Consider the following 21,246-nt stretch of genomic DNA (forward strand, 5'->3'; position numbering starts at 1 on the left):
CTTGCAGATGCACTACCTCGCGCTGGGGAGCACGGACGACATCGGAGCGAGCTGCCACTACCTCAACCTCGCGGGCACGGGCCTCGTGCTCGACGCGGGCGTGGACCCCGAAGAAGACGGCGTAGACAGTCTGCCCGACCTCGCGCTGATCCGGGACCGGATGGAACGCCCGGTGGACCATGTCCTCGTCACCCACGCCCACCACGACCACCTCGGTGCCCTCCCCGTACTGGTCCAGCACTTCCCGACTGTCGGCGTCCACATGACCAAGCCGACCCAGATGCTGGCCGAGGTGCTGCTCCCGTCGTCGGCCCGGCTCCAGCGCCGCCGCCTGATGGAAGGCTCCACGACGGCGCGCCCGCTCTTCGACGCCGACACGGTTGAGGCACTCGGGTACATCTACGAGGGCCATAACCTGGACGCGACGTTCGACCTCACGGGGCGGCGAGGAGGGGAGCCGGTCAGGGGCCGGTTCTACCACGCTGGGCACGTTCTCGGCGCGGCGGGCGTGCTGCTCCGCGTCGGGGACGGCGAGCAGCGACGCCGCCTCTTCTACACGAGCGACACCCACCTCCGCTCGCAGACGATCATCCCTGGCGGCGAGTACCCGGAGGAGCCTGTCGACGTCCTCCTCTTGGAGTCTACGATGGGGGCCGACGAGGAGGCCGAGCAGACCACGCGCCGCGAGCAGGAGAAACTCTTCGGCGAGGCCATCGCCCGGACGCTCGCGCGCGGCGGGACGGTCCTCGTGCCGGTCTTCGCGCTCGGCCGGGCGCAGGAGATCCTCGCGCTCATCGACCGCTACAAGCGGCGCGGCATCGTCCCCGACAGGACGCCGGTCTACACCAACGGCCAGATGCGCGCCGTGGCCGACCTCTACGACCGCACGCGCCTCGCCTCGCCCCGGCTGAACCCGGACTTCGAGGTCTTCGGCGTGGACCAGCAGCGCTTCCCGCGCAGCGACGAGCGCGCCCGGCAGGCCATCGGCGAGCCGAGCATCCACGTCACCTCCAGCGGCATGCTCTTCGAGCGCACGCTCTCGAACAAGCTCGCCCAGCGCCTCGTCGAGGACGAGCGGCACGGCATCTTCTTCGTCGGCTTCTCGAAAGAGGGTTCGCCTGGCGACCGGCTCCAGCGCGCCGCCGCCGAGGGCACCGAGGTCGTGCTCGACGAGGGGAACGGCCGAGCCCCGCAGCCCGTCCGCGCCGAGGTCGGCCGCTTTCGGTTCAGCGGACACTCGCACCGGCAGGACCTCATCGAACTCGTCGGCCGGCTCCGCCCTAAGAAGATCGTCCTCGTCCACGGCGAGACCGAGGCGAAGCGGTGGATGCGGGACACGATCCAGCGGCTCTACCCCGGCACCGAAGTCATCCTGCCGCAGCAGGGCGTCGAGATCGAGGTCTGAGCCATCGGAGGGCTCGGGGATTGAGGGATCGAGAGAATGGACGATATTCTATACGCCACCCGTAAGGGCATAGCAGTATCGTGCCCAGAATCACCACGCGGTCGAGGGCGCAGCACCGCCGCGCCCCTACGATTTCAGATGGAGGCGTACGATATTCCTGACGGCAGCGAGGACCGCACGGCGTCTGTCGCGGCGGCGAATGCTTACGCGCTCGGGTTCATCCTCCCCGTGCTCGTCCTGCTCGTGGGCGGGTACGGGCTCCTCTGGGGCTGGAGTGTGCTGGGCGACGGGTTCAACGCGCTCGTCACGCCGCTGTGGCGGTTTCTGCTGATCTTCGCCGCGGGCATCGTGGTGCACGAGGCGCTGCACGGGATCGCATGGCGGCTTGCCGGAGCCCCGGCGGGGACGGTGAGCTTCGGCTTCCAGGTCAAGACGCTGACGCCCTACGCGCACTGCTCGGCGGCGCTGCCGGCGCACGCCTACCGCACCGGTGCGGCGGCACCGGGCGTCGTGCTCGGGCTCGTCCCGGCGCTCGTCGGGCTCGCCTTCGGGATGGGGGCCGTGTTCTGGTTCGGGACCTTCTTTACGCTCGCAGCCGGGGGCGATGCGCTCATCCTGTGGCTCCTGCGCGGCGTCCCGAGCGGCCGCCTCGTCAAAGACCACCCCTCGAAGCCAGGCTGCTTGCTCTTGCCGGTGAGCACCAGCTAGCTCTGCCCACGCCTTTCGTCACTGCAAGACTGGGTCAGCGCAGAAACACCGCCGCGCCGAGGCGGAGGCCGAAGCGGTTGGCCGTCGGGGTGTCCACGCCCTCGGCGGAGCCGTAGAAGGCGGACTGGAAGAACCCCTCGCCGGTCACGCCGACGCGGGAAGACACCAGGTAGAGCACGCCGAGCCCTGCCCCAAGTGCGAAGCCTGAGGCGCGGAACGCGAGCGGCGGGTCACCTGCGGGCGTAGCGAAGTCCGTGCTGGCGCGCGAGTAGCCCACGAGCGCGGTGACGAACGGGTAGAACGGCCGCGGCGGTCGCCCGAAGTAGTAGCTCAGGTTCGGGCCGACGGTCAGGATCGACGTGTCGGTGACGTTGCTCGACGTGGTCTCGTAGGCGAGCGTGGTGCCGAGCGCGAGGCGGTCGGCGAGGAAGAAGCCGAAGCGGGGGTCGAGGACGACGGCGCTCGTGCGGCTGCCGTCGGCGTTGGCCTGGAGGTCGCCCCCGAGCCGGGCGAAGCCGACGGTCCCGCCGAGCTGCACCGTGCCCCGGTCGAGCAGGCCACGCTGGGCGAGGGCACTGGGGGCGAGCAGGCTCACGGCGACGAGGAGGAGAAGCAGGGGCATGGCCAGAGTGGGAGAGTGGGAGAGTGGGAGAGTGGGAGAGTGGGAGAGTGGGAGAGTGGGAGAGTCAAGAAAAGGCATAAAAGTTACGAAGACCCTTGCGCTCCGCGCCGACCCATACTTCTTCCCACTCCAGCCATTCCTCCGATTCCTGGCATGCCTCCCCGCCGGACCACCCCTCCTAGCCCTCCACGCCGAACCGACCCTAACCCGCTCGGGCACCGAACGCGTCGTGGGTAGTATGTTGCAGCGGCGGTGACCTCCGGCGTGCCGCTCCTCTCTCTTTCAGACCAACTCTCCACTGTCATGCGAAGCACCGGGGCCATCGTCATCCTTGTCATCGCGCTCGTAGTTGGCTTCGCCGGCTGCTCCGGGTGCGGGACCTACAACGCGCTCGTCTCGGCCGACGAGACCGTCGAGGCGGCGTGGGCCAATGTTGAGACGGCCTACCAGCGCCGCGCCGACCTCATCCCGAACCTCGTCGGCACCGTGCAGGGCGCGGCGGAGTTCGAGAGCAGCACGCTCCAGGAGGTCACCGAGGCCCGCACCCGCGCCGTCAACGTGACCCTCTCGGCCGAGGACCTCGACAACCCGGAGGCCCTCCAGCGCTTCCAGGAGGCGCAGTCGCAGCTCGGAGCCGCCACGGGCGCGCTCATCAACGCCGTCCGCGAGGACTACCCCGAACTCCGCGCCACCGAGGCGTTCCGCGACCTCCAGGTCCAGCTCGAAGGGACGGAGAACCGCATCAACACGGCGCGGACGCGCTACAACGAGCAGGTGCGGGACTACAACACCTCGGTGCGGCGCTTCCCGACCTCGCTCTGGGCCGGGCTCTTCGGCTTCGACCGCCGCGTCCCGTTCGAGGCCGAGGCCGGGGCCGAGCAGGCACCGACCGTAGACTTCAGCAGCTAGCCGCCAGGGCGCGCCGCGCCCCCACGGGTCTCTCATGCGCTTCCGCCTCTGGTTTGCCGCTCTCGCGCTCGCCGCCGGCGGGCCGGCCGAGGCGCAGCGCATCCCGCCGCGCCCGTCGCCGGCCGAGGGGCTCGTGATCGACCGGGCGGACCTCCTCTCGCGCTCCGAGCGCCAGGCGCTCAACCAGCGCCTCGTCGCCTTCGACGACTCGACCTCGAACCAGATCGTCGTCGTCATCCTCCCGACGCTCGGCGGGGCCGAGCCGGGGCCGTTCGCCACCGAACTCGGGCAGCAGTGGGGCGTCGGCCAGGGCGGCAAGGACAACGGCGTCGTCTTCCTCGTCTCGACGGGCGACCGCGAGGTGTTCATCGCAACGGGCTACGGGCTGGAGGGAGCCATCCCCGACGTGGTTGCCGGGCGGATCGTGCGCTCGGTCGTCGTGCCGAGCTTCCGGCAGGGGCAGTTCTACGCCGGCATCTCGCGCGCCGTGGACGCGCTCGTGGCCGCCGCCGAGGGAGAGTACACCGCCGAGCCATCGCCGGGTGGCCCCGGCGACGGGGTGCCGTTCGCGCTCCTCGTGATCCTCGCTATCATCGTGATCGCGCTCCTGTCGTCCGGGCGGAGCGAGTCGGGCGGTGGTGGCCAGCGGCGGCGGCGCTCGGGGCTGCCGCCGGTGATCGTGTTTCCCGGCGGCTTCGGCGGCGGGCGCAGCAGCGGCGGCTTCGGAGGAGGCTTTGGCGGGGGCGGGTTCGGGGGCGGGTTCGGAGGCTTTGGCGGCGGCGGCTTTGGTGGTGGCGGAGCCGGAGGCGGGTGGTAATTCTGATGCGCCTCGCGCGTTTGCACGGTTCGTCCGTGGTAGTTTTGCACGCCCCGACGCCAGACCGCCGCGCTGATTTCCGAGATCCCCCATGAGCCGGTTCGAGCAGCTCCTCGACTTCCACCGCCAGGACCCGGACGACGCCTTCGTCCGCTACGCCCTCGCGCAGGAGTACCTCCGGCTCGGCGAGACCGAGCAGGCGCTGGCCTACTTCGAAGGGCTCGTCGCCGACCAGCCGGACTATGTGGGCACCTACTACCACCTCGGCAAGCTCTACGAGGACTTGCACCGGAAAGACGACGCAGTCCGCACCTACCAGGCCGGGATTGGGGTAGCGGCGTCCGACCCCCACGCCCGCGCCGAGCTTCAGAGCGCCCTGCTCGAAGCGCAAGGCATCGGGTTCGACTAGCCACGACAATGCGAATGCTTTTGCAGACCGTTCCGCGCGTGCTCCGGCGCGCTGCCCTCGCGGCGGGCCTCGTGCTGGCTTCGGTGCCTGCGCTTGCGCAGAGCGAGGCAGTCTACGTGGTGCAGTCCGGGGATACCCTCTTCAAGATCGCCCAGACGCACGGGCTGACCGTGGACCAGCTCAAGGCGTACAACGGGCTCACCTCGAACATCATCAGCATCGGGCAGCCGCTCCGCGTGGCGGCGACTGACGGGGGACGCATCGGCTGGGAGGGCGAAGAAGTAGCCGAACTACCCGGCACTGCCGATCCGGTCATACCGGAGCCACCCGACGCTCTCCCGCTGTCGGAGATCGAACCGCTGGAGGACCGACCCGTCGTGCTCGAAACGCCGGCCCCGATCCCGGCCGGTCCGCCTCCGCCTCCGCCCCCTCCGGCGGCGATGGCGCGCGTCCGCATCGGCCGAGGCGCGCGCGGCGAGGTCACCGCGCCGCCGCTTTCGGCCTCGGGCGGTGCGCTGGCGGTGCACGTCGTGCAGGCGGGGGAGACGCTCTACCTGATCTCGCGGCGCTACGGCATGACCGTCGACGGCCTCAAGGCGCGCAACGCGCTGGAGACGAACCTGCTGTCGGTCGGGCAGGAGCTGATCGTCTCCGGCGAGGCGGCCCCGCCGCCCGCCGCGGCGGCCCCGCTGCCGAGCACGCCCTACGACCTAACCGAGAGCACCGTCCCCGACGACCGGGTCCACGTCACCCGCCGAGGCGAAACGCTCTACGCCGTCGCGGCCCGCTACGGCACGACAGTCGCGGACCTGCTCGCGCTCAACACCCTCACCACGGCCCCGCTCCCGGCCGGGTCTGTCCTGGCGCTGCCCGACTCGTCCGCCGAGCGCTACTACCGCGCCCCGGCTCCGATCCCGCCGCCCGACGAGGCCGGCCTCGCGCTCGTCTACCCCGACTCCTACCGGGGCCGCGAGACCATCAGCGGCGAGGCTTACGACCCGGAGGCGCTCACGGCGAGCCACCGGACGCTCCCGTTCGGGACCGTCGTCCACGTCCTGCTGCCCGCCCGTGAGCGCGCCGTCCTCGTCCGCGTCAACGACCGGGGGCCGGTCAGCGAGGGGTTCCTCGTCGAACTCTCCGAGGCGGCGGCCGACGCGCTCGGGCAGGACCGCGGGGCCGCTGAGCGGGTCGAGTTGCGCGTGATCCGGTAGCGGTGCCGTTCGCCCGGCAGTGTCTCGTGAATTTAGGCCGAACGGGAAGTCTGCTAGAGCGTATCATTTCTCTATTCGCCCGTCTTACACCCATCTCTTGCTGCCATGGCCACGCTCACGCCCTCCGAAATGACCATCCTCGTCGTGGACGACGAGGAAGACGTCGTCGAGATCATCAGTCACTTTCTGCGCCAGGAAGGCTTCAACGTGCTCACGGCGTACGACGGCGAAGCGGCCCTCGAACAGGCGACCCAGAGCGTCGACCTCGTCGTGCTCGACGTGATGCTGCCCGGCCTCGACGGGTTCGAGGTGGCGCGGCGGCTGCGGGGCCGCGTCGAGACCGAGATGATCCCGATCCTCTTCCTCACTGCGAAGGTCGAGGAGTCTGACCAGATCGAAGGGCTTATGGCCGGGGGCGACGCCTACCTCACCAAGCCCGTCAGCCCGTCGGTAGTCCTCGCCAACGCCCGCGCCGTCCTCCGCCGGACGGGTACTGAGGAGAGCCATATCCTCACCGTCAACGACCTGATGATCTACGAGGACGAGTACCGCGCCACGCTCGGCGGCGAGGACCTCGGCCTGACACTGACGGAGTTCGAGCTGCTGCGCTACCTCGTCCGGCACCCGCGCAAGGCGTTCACCCGGCAGCAGCTCCTGGAGACGATCTGGAAGGACGCGATGATGGTCACCGAGCGCACCGTCGACGCCCACATCAAGAACCTCCGCGAGAAGCTCAGCGACTTCGCCAAGCACATCCAGACCGTGCGCGGGGTCGGCTACCGCTTCGTCGAGGAAGAACCGGAGGAGGAAGAAGCGTGATCCAGAAGGCGGCGAGCAGCGTACAGACGGCAGACCTGCTACGCTGCCTTCTGCCGTCTGCCCTCTGACCCATGAGCCGTCTCAAAGACCTCCAGAGCCTGCTCCTCCCGCGCCGCGCCTCGACGCAGACGTGGATGATGCTGACGTTCGCCCTCTTCGTCGGGGCGGCGGTGGCGATCGTGGGGCTCTACGCCTTCCTCGTGCTGCGCGGCCAGGTGGAGGACGCCGCGCGCGAGACGCTCCGCGTCCAGGCCCGCTACCTCTCAGCCCAGCTAGAAACGGTCGAGGACCCGGAGGTGCTCTTCGAGACAATCCAGCGAACGAGCACCGCGACGCCCTACCGGATCGGGGTCGCCAAGAAGGACTCCCTCGTGTGGGAGATGGTCGACGGGCGCATCCTCACCGACCGGACGTTTCTCGACCAGCCTGAGGTCGAGCAGGCTGTCCGCACCGGCTTCGGCTACGACGAGCGGACGGGCAGCCTCGGGCCCGTGCTCTACGTGGCCCACTACAGCCCCGTCTCGGACTACGTTGTCCGCATCGGGCAGCCGGCCCCGCCGCTGCTGACCCTCGTCCAGAAGATGCAGGCGACGCTCATCATCGGGATGGCGCTCGCGCTCGTGCTGGCGCTCATCGGGGCGTGGATCGCGGCGCTCCAGGTGACGCGCCCGCTCAAGGCGATCTCGAAGAGCGCCCGCCGCGTCAACGAGGGCGACCTCGACCGCGAGATCGTGGTGCGCACGCGGGCGGCCGAGGTGCAGGACCTCGCCAGCAGCCTGAACTCCATGGCCGAGCGCTTCCGCGAGGACATCTACGAGCTCCAGCGTGTGGCGCGCGTCCAGAACGAGTTCATCGGCAACGTCAGCCACGAGGTCAAGAACCCTATCTTCGCCGTCGGCGGCTACCTCGAAGCGCTTGACGCGGCGGGGCTCTCGGACGCGCAGCGGCAGAAGTATGTCGCCAAGGGGCTGCTGAACCTCCAGCGGCTCAACAACCTCTTCGGCGACCTCATCGAGATCGCCAAGCTGGAGTACCGCGAAGACCTCATCCGGCCCGAGGTCTTCGACCTCCAGGGGCTCCTCGGGGAGGTGGCCGAGATGCTAGAGCCGAAGGCCGAGGACAAAGGGCTCGCCCTCGTCTACCAAAACCAGCCCGTCGAGGTCTGGGCCGACCGCAGCCGCATCCGGCAGGTACTCACCAACCTCATCGACAACGCGATCTCGTACTCCGACGCCGGCACCGTGAAGTGCCGGATGCGCCGCCACCTGGACAAGGTCCGCATCGAGGTCGTCGACACCGGGCGCGGCATCGCCGAGGATCACCTCGAACGCATCTTCGAGCGGTTCTACCGCGTCGACAACGCCCGCAGCCGGGCGCAGGGCGGGACCGGCCTCGGCCTGGCCATCACCAAGCAGATCCTCCAGGCCCACGGCGAGCAGATCCACGTCGAGAGCACCGCCGGGCGCGGCACCCGGTTCTGGTTCGAGCTGCTCCTGGCCGAGTCCGTCCCCGAGTACCGCGCGGCGGCCAGCGACACCTTCGGCGAGGAGGTCGAGGTCGTGCTGTAGCGTTTCGAGCAAGGTGCAGCAAGACGCACGCTGCGGCTGCATGATGGACCATACGTCGGGCACCGGAGAGTAGGACGCCGTCGGGTTAGAGGATGGATACCCGATGTTATTGCGTAGGTCTAACCTATGTGATGCGCCGAAAGGGAACACGGGCGGAAAGGCCCTGTAGCTGGCCTCGCGCATCTCCAACTCTCTCTCCCCGCCTCCCGCAATGCCCTCCTTCTCTGGACGTACGCCCTTTTCCCCCCGATCCCTCATCGTCTCCCTCCCGCCGCCTCGGCCTCGCTATCGTCGGTGTCGGCGGAGCCGTCAGCACGACCGCCGCAGCCGGCGTCGAACTGCTCCGGCAGGGACGCACCGAACCTCACGGCCTCCCGCTCGCCTCGCTCGACACCGACCTCATCTGCGACCTCGCACCCTACGGTGACCTCGTCATCGGTGGGTGGGACGTGAGCGGCGACGACCTAGCGGCTGCGGCGCGTGGGCACGACGTGCTCTCGCTTCAGCAGTACGGTGCCGCCGAAGACGCCCTCGCGGCTGTCACGCCGTGGCCGGCTGTCGGCGACGAGCGCTTCTGCCGCGGCGTCACCGGTGCCCACGTCGCAAACTGCGACAGCCCGTCCGTGGCCGTCGACGCCGTCCGCGCCGACCTCCGCCGCTTCCGCGACGACGAAGGCCTCGACGGCGTCGTGATGATCAATCTCGCCTCGACCGAGGCCACGCCCGAGCGCGACGCGGCCCTCTTCCAGTCGGCCGACGCGTTCGAGGCGGCCGTCGAGGCGGGCGACGACCGGATCCCGCCGGCGATGCTCTACGCCTACGCCGCGATCCTCGAAGGCGTCCCCTACGGCAACTTCACGCCCTCGACCGGCGCTGATGTGCCCGCGCTCATCGAACTCGCGGAGCGCCACGGCGTCCCGCTCGCCGGCAAGGACGGCAAGACCGGGCAGACGTTCGTCAAGACGCTCGTCGCCCCCGGCCTCCGCGCCCGCGCGCTCGGCGTCGAGGGCTGGTTCTCGACTAACATCCTCGGCAACCGCGACGGCGAGGCGCTCCGCGAGGCCGACTCGCTCGCCTCGAAGATCGGGACCAAAGGCTCCGTCCTCGACCAGATCCTCGGCTACGAGGTCGAGGACCACGTCGTCAAGATCAACTACTACCGCCCGCGCGGCGACGCCAAAGAGGCGTGGGACAACGTCGACCTCGTCGGCTTCCTCGGCGAGCAGATGCAACTCAAGATCAACTTCCTCTGCAAGGACTCGATCCTCGCAGCCCCGCTCGTGATCGAGATCGCCCGCCTCCTCGACGCGGCTCAGCGCGACGGCGAGGGCGGCGTGATGGAGTGGATGGGGACGTTCTTCAAGGGCCCGATGACGGCCGACGGGCGCGAGCCCGAGCACGCGCTCCACGAGCAGCAGGCGGCGCTCCTCGGCTGGCTCGAAGCCCGCGCCGCGCGCCGCGCGCCGTCCGAAGGCGATGGGGCCGCCCTCGCCGCCGTGCCGACAGTCGAGCCCTCGGCGTCGTGACCGCCGCAGCAACCGAAAATCTCGCGGGGGTCGGCGCGCTCGCCGGCCTCGCCCGCGAGGTCGTGGACCTCAAGCGGATGCGCGACGCGCGCTCGCCGCGGTCGCTGGCCGAGTGGCTGTTCGCCCGGTCGTGGACGCGGCTCGTGCGCGGCGATGCGTTGGGTGCGGTTGCGCTCGGCGAGACGGCGCAGGCGCTCGCCGCCGTCCGCCTTGCCGGGATCGACCGCGCCGTGATGCGCGACCACGGGCTGACCGACGCCGAGGCCGCAGCCGCGCTCGTCCAAGCCTTCGACGACGTAGCTGGACCGCTCGACGGTGCCCTGCGCGACCGGCTGCGCGAGGCGCTCGCGCAGGACCCGGCCCGCGTTGTCCCGCTCGGCGACGAGCCAGGCTTCGTCGAGGTGCTCGTCCGACAGCCGCGCGCCGGGGCGACGCACCCCGGCGTCCCGCGCCTCGTGCTCGACCCGGCCGAGAGCCACGCCGACCACTGCGCGAGCGTCGCGCTTCTCTCCGTCCTCCTCGCCCCGACCTTCGGGGCCGACCCGGCGCGTTCGTTCTTGACCGGCCTCGCCCACCACCTCTTCAACGTCACCCTGCCCGACGCCGGCTTTGCGGGGGACCAGCTCCTGGGCGACGCGGCGGACCGGATGACAGCGGCCGCGTTCGAGCGTGCCCTCGTGGCGCTGCCCGGTGACCTGCGTGAGGAGACGAAGGCGGCGCTTGCTGCCACGCGCGAGGCGCAGTTCGACACGCCCGCCGCGCGCACCTTCCACGCCGCCGACGTGCTCGACCGCGTGCTCGAAATGGAGAGGCACGCCCGCTCGGCGCGGTTCCGGCTCGCCGACGCGCTGGGGACAGATACCGAGGCGGGGCAGCGCAACATCGTCCATGCCGGGTTCGAGCAGGACTTCCAGCGCGAGGTGCTGCACGCGGCCGGGCTGTGGCCGCCGGAGGGACTGCGATGAGCAGTGCTGACCAACCATTCGCGTGGGGCATCGTCGGCTGCGGCTGGGTGGTGCGGGACTACGTCGCCCCAGCCCTCGCCGCCACCGGCACCGTCGCCGCGCTCTGCGACCCCGACGCCGAGGCCCTCGCCGCGACCGCGCCCGGTGCCGCGCACTACGCCGACCTCGACGCCTTCCTCCGTCACCCCGGCCTCGACGCCGTCTACGTGGCCACGCCGAATCACCTCCACGCTGCGCACGTCGCCGCCGTTGCCGAGGCGGGATTGCCCGTCCTCTGCGAGAAGCCGATGGCGCGGACAGCGGTCGAAGCCGAAACCATGATCGAGGCGGTTCACCGGGCCGGGGTGCCGTACGCGACTGCGTTCGACCAGCGGTTCCACCCGGCGCACGTCGCGCTCCGCCGGCTCGTCGCGCACGGCGCGCTCGGGACGGTCACCTGCGTCCGCATCCACTACGCCTGCTGGACCCCGGCCGACTGGGCCCCCGACGCGCTCTACCGCGACAACTGGCGCGTCGACCCCGAGCGGGCCGGCGGCGGCGCCCTCATCGACCTCGCCCCGCACGGGCTCGACCTCACCCAGCTTCTCCTCGGCGAGCCGATTGTCGAGGTCGCCGCGCTCACGCAGGAGCGGGTGTTCGACTACCCGGTCGACGACGGCGCGGTGCTCGTCGGGCGGACGGCGTCGGGCGCGCTCCTCAGCCACACGGTCGCCTACAACTGCCCCGACGCGTTCCCACGCCGCCGGCTCGAAGTGATCGGGACGGAGGCGCGGGCGCTTGCCGTCAACACCATGGGGCAGACGCCCGGCGGGACGCTCACGCTCACGCACGCCGACGGCCGGGAGGAGGCCGTCCCGTTCGACGCCGAGCGCTCGCCGTTCGAGGCACAGGCTGCTGCGTTCGTACATGCCGTGCGGTCGGGCGAGCCGTTCCCGTACGGCCCCGAGCGCGACCTCCACACGATGCGCCTCCTCGACGCCGCCGTCCAGAGCCGCCCCGTCCGCGTCGACCCCGAACCTGTCACCGCCTAGCTATGCCCGGCTCGACCCTGGACCTCCCCGCGTTCTGCTGCACGAACTGCGGCTTCTGGCAGCGCTACTTCGACGTGCCGCCCGACTGTCCCGTCTGCACCGACTACCGCCACCCGCTGCCGGCCGACGGGTGGAGTTTCTGGACCGCCGACGAGGTCGACCGCCGCGTCGAGGTGACGTGGTGCGAGGTGCTGCCCGACCTCTGGATGTTCACCGCGACCCCCGGCATCGGGATCGGCTCGTGCGGGTTTCTCGTCGTCCGCGAGGAGGGCAACATCGTCTTCGAGGGCTGCGGGTGGTACTCGGACGCGGCGCTCGACCAGGTCGAATCGCTCGGCGGGGTGCGGTGGCTGGCGTACTCGCACGCCCACGTCCAGGGCGCGCTCTGGCGCCTCGCCGAGCGGTTCCGGCCCGAAGTCGTCTGCCACACCGAGCAGCTTCCGACGGCGCAGGCGCTCCCCGTCGCCTGGCCCTTCGACGACCGCGCCGACCTCGGCGACGGAGCCGCGCTCCTCCACACCGGCGGCCACACGCCCGGTCACTCCGTGCTCTACCTCGCCGACCGCCGGATGCTCTTCTGCGGCGACGCGCTGAAGTACAAGCTCGACGCCGCGCCCGTCGGTCGCCCGCTCGCCGTCTCGACTCACAAGGCCTACGACGCCCACATCCCCCTCACGCACGACGACATGCGGCGCTACCGCGACCTCTTCGCTGGTCTCGATGTCGAGATGGTCGTTACGCCGTGGGAGGTCGTCCCCGAGGGCGGGCTGCCGCTCGCGCTCGCCATGCTCGACGCGCAAGCCGCCCGCCGCCCGTCGGCCGACTGGTTCGCCGCCGACACCCACACCTTCGTCCCCGACGACCACTTCGACCCCGCCCATGTCTGACTTCCCGCCCGCGCCTGACTTTAGGGTGCCGCCCGACCCGCCCACCGTCGCCCGCTACCGCGCCGCCCTCAACCTCGACGAGGTCTACGAGTTCGCCCTCACGCCGCTCGACGTAACCGGCATCCCCGTCTGGACCGTCGCGACCTGGCTCGACGGCGAGTTCACGAGCGGGATCGGCTACGGTACCACCGACGACCGCGCCCGCATCGGCGCGTGGGGCGAGTTGGCCGAGGGCGTCTTCGTCCACCGGCTCCGGGAGATGGCGACGCAGCGCGGGAGCTACCGCGACCTCGCGGAGGCCGGCGCGCGCGCCGTCGACCCGCTCCGGCTCCGCCTCCCGGTCGGGACGGACTACACCGAGGACACCGAGCGGCTCTGGGTCGAGGCGACGCGGTTCGTCCCAGGCACGAGTGCCGACGAGGAATCAGCCTGGATGCTTCTCGATGAGGCGGCGGCGCACACCTATAACCTCCCGCCGGACTACACCCCGCTCTACACCCCGATCACGAACGGCCTCGGCGCGGGCGACACGCCGGCGCGCGCCCTCGCGCACGGTCTCCTCGAACTCGTCCAGCGCGACGCCTCCTCGACCGGCTACCGCGCCTTCGACCGCGGCCTCGTGCTCGACCTCGGCGGCGTGCCCGACCCGGAGACGCGGCGGTGGATCGAGCAGATCGAGGACGCCGGGATCACACTCATGGCGAAGCTCGCCGGAACGCCGCTCGGGATCCCCGTGATCTACGTCGTCGGGCGCGAGCGCGACCTGGGCGCGATGCCGCACCCGCTCGTGCTGACGGGCTGCGGCGAGGGTGCCCACCCCGACCGCGAGCGGGCGCTCCAAAAAGCCGTCCTCGAGTACGGCGCGAGCCGCGTCCGCAAGCGCTTCGCCCACGGCCCGGTGGCCGACCTCGAAGGCCGCGTTCCCGACGCCTACCTCCGCCGCGTACGCGAGATGGGCGTCGAGGGCGAAGAAGGCCGCGCCACCGACGCCGTCGCCGAGTGGGCCGGGCTGGACGGGCGTGAGCAGCTTCGCCGGCTCGAGAACCGCTGGTTCCGCGAGGCCGAGCGCCTCGCCTTCGCCGACCTCCCGACCGACCGCAGCCTGGAGACGCCCGAGGCCCTCGCCGCCGACGTCGCCCGCCGCTGCGCCGACGCTGGACTCGAAGCCTATTCCGTCGCACTCTCGCCGCCGGACGCCGACGTGTCGGTCGTCAAGACGATCGTGCCGGGGCTGGAGGTCGAGACGGTGACCTACGGCCGGATCGGGCCGCGCAACGTGCGCCGCCTGCTCGGACGAATCGAGGCCGGCGACGCGGTCGTCCATCCCGACCTCGTCGGGATCGGGCGGCCGCCGGCCGAGGCGCAACCAGTTCCGCTTGCGCCCGAAGGCGAGGCTGCGCTCGGCGGCTCCGCATGGGTCCACCTCGACCTGATGGAAGAGGCCGCCGGGCCGATCTACGCGATGTACCGCGAGCCGGCCGAGCACGTCGTCGGCCTTCGCGCCGAAGGCGCTGGGGCGGAGGCTGCGTGATGCTCCGCTACGCCTACAACACGAACGGCGCGGCCAACCACCGGCTGGACGACGCGCTCGCGCTCATCGCCGAGTGCGGCTACAACGGCGTCGCCCTCACGCTCGACCACCACCACCTCGACCCGTTCGCGCCCGACCTCGACCGCCGGGCGGCGCACCTCGACCGGCGGCTCCGCGAGCTCGGCCTCGGCCTCGTCGTCGAGACCGGGGCGCGGTTCCTCCTCGACTTCCGCCACAAGCACCGCCCGACGCTGCTCGACCCCGACCCGGCGGGCCGCACGCGCCGCCTCGACTTTCTGACCCGGGCGCTCGACGTGTGCGCCGCGTGCGGCGGCGAGACGGTCTCGTTCTGGTCCGGCCCGCTTCCCGATGGGATGGACGAGGACAGGGCGTGGGGCTGGCTCGAAGAAGGGGTCGCAGCCGTCGCAGAGCGCGCCGCCGAGCGCGGGGTCGACGCCTCGTTCGAGCCCGAGCCGGGCCACCTCGTCGACACGCTCGCGGGCTACGACCAGCTCCGCCGCGCCGCGCCCGGCCTGCGGCTCGCCCTCGACACCGGACACCTGATCGTCACAAATGAGGCCGACCCCGCCGACACCGTCCGCGCTCGGGCCAGCCAACTCGGGACGGTCGCTGTCGAAGACATGGACCGCGGCGTCCACCTCCACAAACCGTTCGGGACGGGCGACATGGACGTGCCCGCCGTCCTCGCCGCGCTCATCGAGGTCGGGTTCGAGCGCCTCGTCACCGTCGAGCTGAGCCGCGAGAGCCCCCGCGCCCACGAGGCCATTCCTGAGTCCATCCGCTACCTGAAAGAGGCCGAACACAGCGGCGCGCTCGGCGACCGCGCCCAACCAGAGACAGCGGGGTAGGGACGCCTCGCCGAGGCGTCCGCTCTGCCGAACATCTCAGCAAAACACGCCAACCACGAACTGACCTTCATGCGCATCTGCTTCATCTCCCGCCGCTTCTTCCCGACAATCTCGGGGATGAGCGTCTACGCCCTCAACCTCCTCCGCCAGCTCGTCCGCCAGGGCCACGACGTGGTCATGGTCTCGCAGTACTACGGCGGCGAGGCGGCGACGGTCTACGGCGACGGCCCGCCGATGCCGGTCGAGGGCGTGGACATCGTCGGCCTGGAGTCGGTCGGCGAGCAGACCTCGGGCGACTACGAGGCGGACATCGAGGAGATGGTGAGCGTCATTGAGGCGAAGCACGCCGAGGCTCCGTTCGACGTGGTCCACGCGCAGTACTGCTACCCGACGGGCCTCGCCGCCCTCGAAGCGAGCCGCCGGCTCGGGATCCCGAACGTCGTCTCGATCCAGGGCGGCGACGGGCACTGGGTGGGGAGCTGCTGCGGGACGCACCGCCAGGCGATGGAGGCCGTCCTCGGCCACGCCGGCGCGCTCCTGATCGGCTCGCGCTCGTTCGCCGAGGAGGTCCACGAGCGCCTCGGGACCCCGCTCGACCGGTTCACGATCGTCCCGGGCGCGGTCAACGTCGAGCGCTTCCAGCCGCGCCCCGACCGCGCTGTCGGCGACGTAGCCAACCCGCCGGTGCTGCTCTACCACGGCCGCGTCGACCGCCGCAAGGGTGCGCTCGACCTCCTCGACGCCGTTGCGCTCCTGGACCGCCCGCTCCGGCTCGTCGTTTCCGGGATCGGGCCGGACGTGGAGGCCGTCGAGCAGCGCGTCGACGCGCTCGGGATCGGGGGCCGGGTCGAGATCGCGGGCCTCGCGCCGTACGAAGATGTCCCCGCCCGCTACCACGAAGGCGACGTGTTCGTCTCGCCGACCTGGATGGAGGGCTTCTCGAACACGATCCTGGAGGCGATGGCGAGCGGGCTGCCGATCGTCTCGTGCGAGGTCGTGGGCGTCGTCGACTGCCTCGCCGACGGGCGCGACGCGCTCCTCACTCCGCCCAAGCAGCCGGGTGACCTCGCCGCTGCCATCGAGCGCATCCTCGACGACCACGCCCTTCGCCACCGCCTCGCCGAGACCGCGCTGGACGAGGCGCGGACGCTCTACAGCTGGCAGGCCCGCGCCGAGCAGATCGCTGGCGTCTACCGCTCGCTCCTCGGGACGGTGCCGAGCGACGACTGGCACTACGACGGCTCCGACCCCGACCCGTGCCGGTTCCGCGAGGTCCCGCAGCTCCTCTAGCGGCAGCGTCTCCGATGCCGACGGCCCTCTTCGTCTCGCCCCACCTCGACGACGCCGCGTTCTCCGTCGGGGGTACGGCGGTGCACCTCGCCCAGCGCGGCTGGCGCGTCGTCGTCGCCACCGTCTTCACCCGGTCGGTCCCCGACCCGACCGGCTTCGCGCTTGCCTGCCAGACCGACAAGGGGATCGACGCCTCGGTGGACTACATGGCGGTCCGACGCGACGAGGACATCGCGTGCTGCGCCCGACTCGGAGCCGAGCCGGTGCACCTCGACCTTCCCGAAGCGCCACACCGCGGCTATGCCGATGCCCGGACGCTCTTCGCTGGCGTCCACACCTCGGACGAGCCGTACACCGACACCGTCCGCCACGCCCTCGCCGGCGCGCTCGACCGTGCGCGGCCCGACCTCGTGTTCGCGCCGCAGGGGATCGGCGGGCACGCGGACCACCGGCACGTCGTCCGCGCTGTCGCCGGTCTCGCCGTCGAACACCGAATCCAGGTGGCGTGGTACCGCGACCTGCCCTACGCACTCCGCCACCCGGACGCCCCGGCGGACGAGTGCGTGCCCGATGGTTGTGCGCCTGCGGCTCTCGACATCGAGGCGACGCTCGGCGCGAAGGTCGAGGCATGTGCGGCCTACCGGACCCAGCTCCCGTTCCAGTTCGCCCGCGAGACGCCGGGGGCCGACCCCGAGACGGCGCTTGCCGCTGCGCTCACGCTCGACGCCCGCGAGGCCGGGCGCCCGTTCGGGCTGCGTGCCGCCGAAGTCGTTCGCGCTGCCGGTCCGCTTCTGGTCTAGCGCTGCGGGAAGCGCTGGCTCGGGGGGTAGGGGAAGATGTCGACAGGCTCGTCGTCGCGCTGCCACGCCTGCATCGCGTGCCAGAACGCGGGGTCGAGGAGGTCCCCGTGGTGCTGGAGGAAGAGCGGGCGCAGCCGGGCCGGTAGCCCGAGGAAGGTCCCGATCTCCTCGGGGAAAACGTCGCCCGGCGCGACGTGGAACCAGGCCTCGGCGCTCATCCGCTCGACCTCGTCGCGGGCTTCGGGGAGGGCGCGGAAGGCGAACTCAGAGAGCAGCCCGAGTTCGTCGTAGTCGTAGAAGATCACCCGCCGCTGCCGCGTCACGCCGAAGTTCTTGACGAGCATGTCGCCGGGGAAGATGTTGGCCGCCGCGAGGTCCTTGATCGCGTACCCGCAGTCGACGACGGCCGAGTGCTGCGCCGCCTCGTCGACCTCGCGGAGGTAGAGGTTGAGCGGCGTCACGCGGCGCTCGGTGTAGAGGTGCTCGATCACCACGTCGTCGCCCCGGACGTGGACCGTCTGCCCGGCGACGGCCAGCAGCTCGTCGAGGAGGTCGGGGTCGAAGCGGTCGCGGGGGAACTCGAGGTGCTCGTAGGCCTGCACGTCGGCTAGGCGGCCGACGCGGTCGTGGAGCATCACGAACCGGTACTGCCGCATGACCTCGGCGCGCGTGGTCTGCTTCGGCGGGTCGAAGCGGTCCTTGATGATCTTGAAGACGACGTCGAAGCCGGGGAGCGTGAAGACGCGCATCACCATCCCCGGCGTGCCGCGCGCGGTCTCGAAGCAGTCGTCGGTCTCCGCGAGGTGGGCGCAGAGGGCGCGGTAGAGTTCGGTCTTGCCGTGCTTGGTGTAGCCGAGCGAGATGTAGAGCTCGGCCGTCCGCTTCCTCGGCATGATCGTCTGGAGAAAGCGGACGAGCGCCCACGGCTGCGGGGAGACGACGTGGAAGTAGGACCGGGTGAACGAGAAGACGAGCGAGACGGCGTTCGAGGTCAGCAGCGCCGTGTCCACGCGGACGCCCTCGCCGTCGCCGTGGAGCACCGGCAGGACGAGCGGGACGACCGCCTCGCCCTCGGCCGTCGCCGCGACGATCCGCCCGATGAGGTAGGCCGCCTTGTTGCGGTAGAACACGGCCTCCAGCATCTCGACGCGGTCGATGCCGCCGGCTCCGGTCTCCGAGAGGCGCGCCTCGATGCGCTCAGCGACGCGGCGGGCGTCGCGCCCGATGTCCTCGAACGGGACGCCGAGGGCGTAGCCCCGGAGCACCGACTCGACCGTGCCGGCGGTGGTCGGCCCGAGCGGGACGCGGCTGGAGCACGGCGAGGCCTCCATCGACTCCGGCACTGTCAGCCCGTCGGCCACGAACTCGATCAGCGGGTCCACGCCGACGGTTGCGAAGACGCGGCGGGTGATCGAGTTGTAGTAGGTCTCGGCCAGTTCGGCGTTGCGCTCGCCGCGGCGGCGCTCGGCGTAGGCGGCCCGCGCCTCGGCCCAGCGCTCGCGGCTCTCGGTCTCGGCCCCGAGGACACCGCGGACGCGGCGGAGCGTCTGCTGGACGGTCTTCTCGTAGAGCGCGAGGCGCTCGCGGTCGTCCTGCGCGCTCTCGGCCCAGGCCTGGCGCGCGAAGCAGCCGGTGGCGCGCCGGGTGAGGGCCTGGAACCGGTTGTGGTACGCCTCGAAGCCCTCGTCGATCAGGCGGGCCACGTCGGCGGCGGACGGGCCGGGGTTCGGAGAGTCAGTCACGGATCGCTGGAATCGGGGTCGAGGTCGGGCCGTCGCCGCTTTGCGAGCACCGCCGTCACGTCGCCCAGCCCGAGCCCGCGCTGCCGGAGCAGCACGAGGAGGTGGAAGACGAGGTCGGCGGCCTCGCCGGCGAGCGCGTCGTCGTCCGCGTTCTTGGCCGCGATGACGACCTCGACGGCTTCCTCGCCGACCTTCTGCGCGCAGCGGTCGAGGCCGGCGCTGGCGAGGCTCCGAACGTACGAGCCGGGACTGCCAGAAGCAAAGCGGTCGGCAATCGTGCGCTCCAGGTCGCCGAGGAGGCCGAGGCCGGGGTCGGCGTCGAAGCACGAGACGGCACCGGTGTGGCAGGTCGGGCCGGCGGGCTCGGCGAGCGCGAGGAGGGCGTCGCTGTCGCAGTCGAGGTGGAGGCTGCGGAGGCGGAGCGTGTGGCCTGAGGTCTCACCTTTGGTCCAGAGCGTCTCCCGGCTTCGGCTCCAAAAGGTCACGAGGCCGGTCGCGAGCGTCTGCTGGGCGGCGGTGCGGTCCATGTAGCCCAGCATCAGCACGCGCCGCGTGGCGGCGTCCTGCACGATCGCGGGGACGAGGCCGTCACCTTTGGCGAAGTCAAGGCGGTCGAGGTCGGCGGCGGTCAGCATGGGCGGACGGGGATGGCGCGCGCGGCGAGGTAGGCTTTGAGGTCGGGGAGGGCGAGCGTGCCGTAGTGGAAGAGCGAGGCGGCGAGGGCGGCGTCGGCGAGGCCGGCGGCGAAGACCTCGGCGAAGTGCTCCGGCGATCCGGCCCCGCCGGAGGCGATGAGGGGGACGCGGACGCGGGGCCGCGCGGCGGCGAGAAGCGCGGTGTCGAACCCGGCCTGCGTCCCGTCGGCGTCGACGGAGGTGAGGAGGATTTCGCCCGCGCCCGCGTCCTGCGCCTCGGCGAGCCAGGCGAGCGCGTCGCGGCCCGTGTCGGTGCGCCCGCCGCGCGTCATGACCGTCCAGCCCGAGGCCGTGTGCCCGGTCCGCTTGGCATCGACCGACAGCACGACGGCCTGGCTCCCGAACGCCTCGGCCAGTTCGCGGACGAGCGCGGGCCGCGCCACGGCCGACGAGTTGACTGCCACCTTGTCGGCCCCGGCTCCGAGCACCGACGCCGCGTCCTCGACGCTCGCAATCCCGCCGCCGACGGTGAACGGGATGTCGAGCGCCCGCCCGACGCGGAGCGCGAGGTCGGTCACGGTCTGCCGCTTCTCGACCGTCGCCGTGATGTCGAGGAAAACCACTTCGTCGGCCCCCTCGGCGGCGTAGCGGACGGCGAGTTCGACCGGGTCGCCCGCGTCGCGGAGGCCGACGAAGTTGACCCCTTTGACGGTCCGGCCGTCGCGGATGTCGAGGCAGGGAATGAGGCGGCGGGCGAGCATCAGGCTACGCCTCCGGCGCGGAACGCGGCGAGGTCGGCCGGGGCGAGCGCGCCCTCGATCCAGGCCCGCCCAAAAACGGCCCCGGCGGCTCCGGCGTCCCGGAGCGCTTCGAGATGAGCGACCGTGGCAATCCCGCCCGAGGCGATGACCGAGAAGGCCGGGAACGCGGCTGCGAGGCGTTCGATGAGCGCGGCGTTCGGACCAGTCATCATGCCGTCGGTCTGGATGTCCGTCACGATGACGGTCTGGACGCCGACGTAGGCGAGGCTCTCCAGCAGGATCTCCGCTTCGACGTCGGCGGTACGCTTCCAGCCGTGCGTGGCAGGCCGCCCGTCGCGTACGTCGAGGCCGACGACGATGCGGCCGGCCCCGAAGGCTTCGATGCACTGCCGGGCGAAGTCCGGGTCGGCGGCTACGCGGGAGCCGAGGATGGCCCGCGCTGCGCCGCGCCCGAGCACGTCGCCGACCGCCTCGACGGTGCGCAGCCCGCCGCCGACCTCGACCGGGATCGTGCTCTCGCTCAGCACCGCATCCAGAAACGGCGAGGCCGTCGGCTTTCCGTCGCGCGCGCCGTCGAGGTCCACGAGGTGCAGTCCGTCGGCGAACGGCGCGACGGCGCCCAGGACCGAGGCGGGCGTGGCGTCGTAGGTCGTCACGTCGTCGTAGTCGCCGCGCCGGAGGCGGACGGCGCGGCCGCCGAGGAGGTCGAGGGCAGGCCAGAGTTGGAAGCGGGCAGCCATA

General features: G+C 71.4%; 21 protein-coding genes. 16 read left to right on the forward strand and 5 right to left on the reverse strand.

Annotation, left to right across the window (positions count from 1 at the left end; all coding sequences use genetic code 11):
- Positions 1–7 precede the first annotated feature (7 nt).
- Both AAGI91_09455 and AAGI91_09460 read left to right on the forward strand, forming a co-directional pair.
- Positions 8–1,405 carry an MBL fold metallo-hydrolase gene (locus AAGI91_09455; GenBank protein ID MEM1042843.1) on the forward strand — a complete coding sequence of 466 codons (1,398 nt, stop codon included), beginning with the start codon at positions 8–10 and terminating at the stop codon, positions 1,403–1,405.
- A 138-nt stretch (positions 1,406–1,543) separates the two neighbouring features.
- Positions 1,544–2,113 carry a DUF3267 domain-containing protein gene (locus AAGI91_09460; GenBank protein MEM1042844.1) on the forward strand — a complete coding sequence of 190 codons (570 nt, stop codon included), beginning with the start codon at positions 1,544–1,546 and terminating at the stop codon, positions 2,111–2,113.
- 34 nt (positions 2,114–2,147) lie between these two features.
- Here AAGI91_09460 and AAGI91_09465 read toward each other — a convergent pair whose 3' ends face one another.
- Positions 2,148–2,735 (reverse strand): hypothetical protein, encoded by a 588-nt coding sequence (locus AAGI91_09465; protein ID MEM1042845.1) that lies wholly within the window; start codon positions 2,733–2,735, stop codon positions 2,148–2,150.
- A gap of 303 nt (positions 2,736–3,038) precedes the next feature.
- Here AAGI91_09465 and AAGI91_09470 point away from each other — a divergent pair, with 303 nt between their 5' ends.
- The 14 genes from AAGI91_09470 (at position 3,039) to AAGI91_09535 (ending at position 17,367) form a co-directional block, all read left to right on the forward strand.
- On the forward strand, positions 3,039–3,644 hold the full coding sequence (locus AAGI91_09470; protein MEM1042846.1) for a LemA family protein: 606 nt from the start codon (positions 3,039–3,041) through the stop codon (positions 3,642–3,644).
- Between the two features lie 34 nt (positions 3,645–3,678).
- Positions 3,679–4,461 (forward strand): TPM domain-containing protein, encoded by a 783-nt coding sequence (locus AAGI91_09475; GenBank protein MEM1042847.1) that lies wholly within the window; start codon positions 3,679–3,681, stop codon positions 4,459–4,461.
- A 91-nt stretch (positions 4,462–4,552) separates the two neighbouring features.
- Positions 4,553–4,870: a tetratricopeptide repeat protein gene (locus AAGI91_09480; GenBank protein MEM1042848.1), complete on the forward strand. Its 318-nt coding sequence runs from the start codon at positions 4,553–4,555 to the stop codon at positions 4,868–4,870.
- Positions 4,871–4,884: 14 nt separating this feature from the next.
- Positions 4,885–6,081: a LysM peptidoglycan-binding domain-containing protein gene (locus AAGI91_09485; GenBank protein MEM1042849.1), complete on the forward strand. Its 1,197-nt coding sequence runs from the start codon at positions 4,885–4,887 to the stop codon at positions 6,079–6,081.
- A gap of 105 nt (positions 6,082–6,186) precedes the next feature.
- Positions 6,187–6,900: a response regulator transcription factor gene (locus AAGI91_09490; GenBank protein MEM1042850.1), complete on the forward strand. Its 714-nt coding sequence runs from the start codon at positions 6,187–6,189 to the stop codon at positions 6,898–6,900.
- A gap of 71 nt (positions 6,901–6,971) precedes the next feature.
- Positions 6,972–8,468, forward strand: coding sequence for a HAMP domain-containing sensor histidine kinase (locus tag AAGI91_09495; GenBank protein ID MEM1042851.1), 1,497 nt, complete (start codon positions 6,972–6,974; stop codon positions 8,466–8,468).
- 224 nt (positions 8,469–8,692) lie between these two features.
- Positions 8,693–9,994, forward strand: coding sequence for an inositol-3-phosphate synthase (locus AAGI91_09500; protein MEM1042852.1), 1,302 nt, complete (start codon positions 8,693–8,695; stop codon positions 9,992–9,994).
- Complete coding sequence (locus AAGI91_09505) at positions 9,991–10,959, forward strand: hypothetical protein (protein MEM1042853.1); 969 nt, start codon at positions 9,991–9,993, stop codon at positions 10,957–10,959. Before AAGI91_09500 ends, AAGI91_09505 begins: the two co-directional genes overlap by 4 nt.
- Entirely contained in the window at positions 10,956–11,990 is a 1,035-nt protein-coding gene (locus tag AAGI91_09510) for a Gfo/Idh/MocA family oxidoreductase (GenBank protein MEM1042854.1), read from the forward strand. The genes AAGI91_09505 and AAGI91_09510 overlap by 4 nt, the downstream gene beginning before the upstream one ends.
- A 2-nt stretch (positions 11,991–11,992) precedes the next feature.
- Positions 11,993–12,877, forward strand: coding sequence for an MBL fold metallo-hydrolase (locus AAGI91_09515; GenBank protein MEM1042855.1), 885 nt, complete (start codon positions 11,993–11,995; stop codon positions 12,875–12,877).
- On the forward strand, positions 12,870–14,408 hold the full coding sequence (locus AAGI91_09520) for a YcaO-like family protein (protein ID MEM1042856.1): 1,539 nt from the start codon (positions 12,870–12,872) through the stop codon (positions 14,406–14,408). Before AAGI91_09515 ends, AAGI91_09520 begins: the two co-directional genes overlap by 8 nt.
- Positions 14,408–15,277 carry a sugar phosphate isomerase/epimerase family protein gene (locus AAGI91_09525; GenBank protein MEM1042857.1) on the forward strand — a complete coding sequence of 290 codons (870 nt, stop codon included), beginning with the start codon at positions 14,408–14,410 and terminating at the stop codon, positions 15,275–15,277. The genes AAGI91_09520 and AAGI91_09525 overlap by 1 nt, the downstream gene beginning before the upstream one ends.
- A 69-nt stretch (positions 15,278–15,346) precedes the next feature.
- A complete protein-coding gene (locus tag AAGI91_09530) occupies positions 15,347–16,567 on the forward strand; it encodes a glycosyltransferase family 4 protein (protein ID MEM1042858.1) in 1,221 nt (406 codons plus the stop codon).
- Positions 16,568–16,581: 14 nt separating this feature from the next.
- Positions 16,582–17,367: a PIG-L family deacetylase gene (locus AAGI91_09535; protein MEM1042859.1), complete on the forward strand. Its 786-nt coding sequence runs from the start codon at positions 16,582–16,584 to the stop codon at positions 17,365–17,367.
- Here the strand turns inward: AAGI91_09535 and aceK are convergent.
- The 4 genes from aceK to AAGI91_09555 are packed head-to-tail and all read right to left on the reverse strand — an operon-like array spanning position 17,364 to position 21,245.
- Positions 17,364–19,109, reverse strand: coding sequence for a bifunctional isocitrate dehydrogenase kinase/phosphatase (gene aceK, locus AAGI91_09540; protein MEM1042860.1), 1,746 nt, complete (start codon positions 19,107–19,109; stop codon positions 17,364–17,366). The two genes, AAGI91_09535 and aceK, sit on opposite strands and share 4 nt — an antisense overlap.
- The gene (gene hisIE, locus AAGI91_09545) at positions 19,106–19,744 is read right to left on the reverse strand and encodes a bifunctional phosphoribosyl-AMP cyclohydrolase/phosphoribosyl-ATP diphosphatase HisIE (protein MEM1042861.1); all 639 of its coding nucleotides are present in this window, start codon (positions 19,742–19,744) and stop codon (positions 19,106–19,108) included. Before hisIE ends, aceK begins: the two co-directional genes overlap by 4 nt.
- Positions 19,738–20,505 carry an imidazole glycerol phosphate synthase subunit HisF gene (hisF, locus tag AAGI91_09550; protein ID MEM1042862.1) on the reverse strand — a complete coding sequence of 256 codons (768 nt, stop codon included), beginning with the start codon at positions 20,503–20,505 and terminating at the stop codon, positions 19,738–19,740. The genes hisIE and hisF overlap by 7 nt, the downstream gene beginning before the upstream one ends.
- Positions 20,505–21,245, reverse strand: a complete 741-nt coding sequence (locus tag AAGI91_09555) for a HisA/HisF-related TIM barrel protein (protein ID MEM1042863.1) — start codon at positions 21,243–21,245, stop codon at positions 20,505–20,507. The genes hisF and AAGI91_09555 overlap by 1 nt, the downstream gene beginning before the upstream one ends.
- Between the last annotated feature and the right edge of the window lies 1 nt (position 21,246).

It is taken from the genome of Bacteroidota bacterium, assembly GCA_038746285.1.
GTDB lineage: Bacteria > Bacteroidota > Rhodothermia > Rhodothermales > JANQRZ01 > JANQRZ01.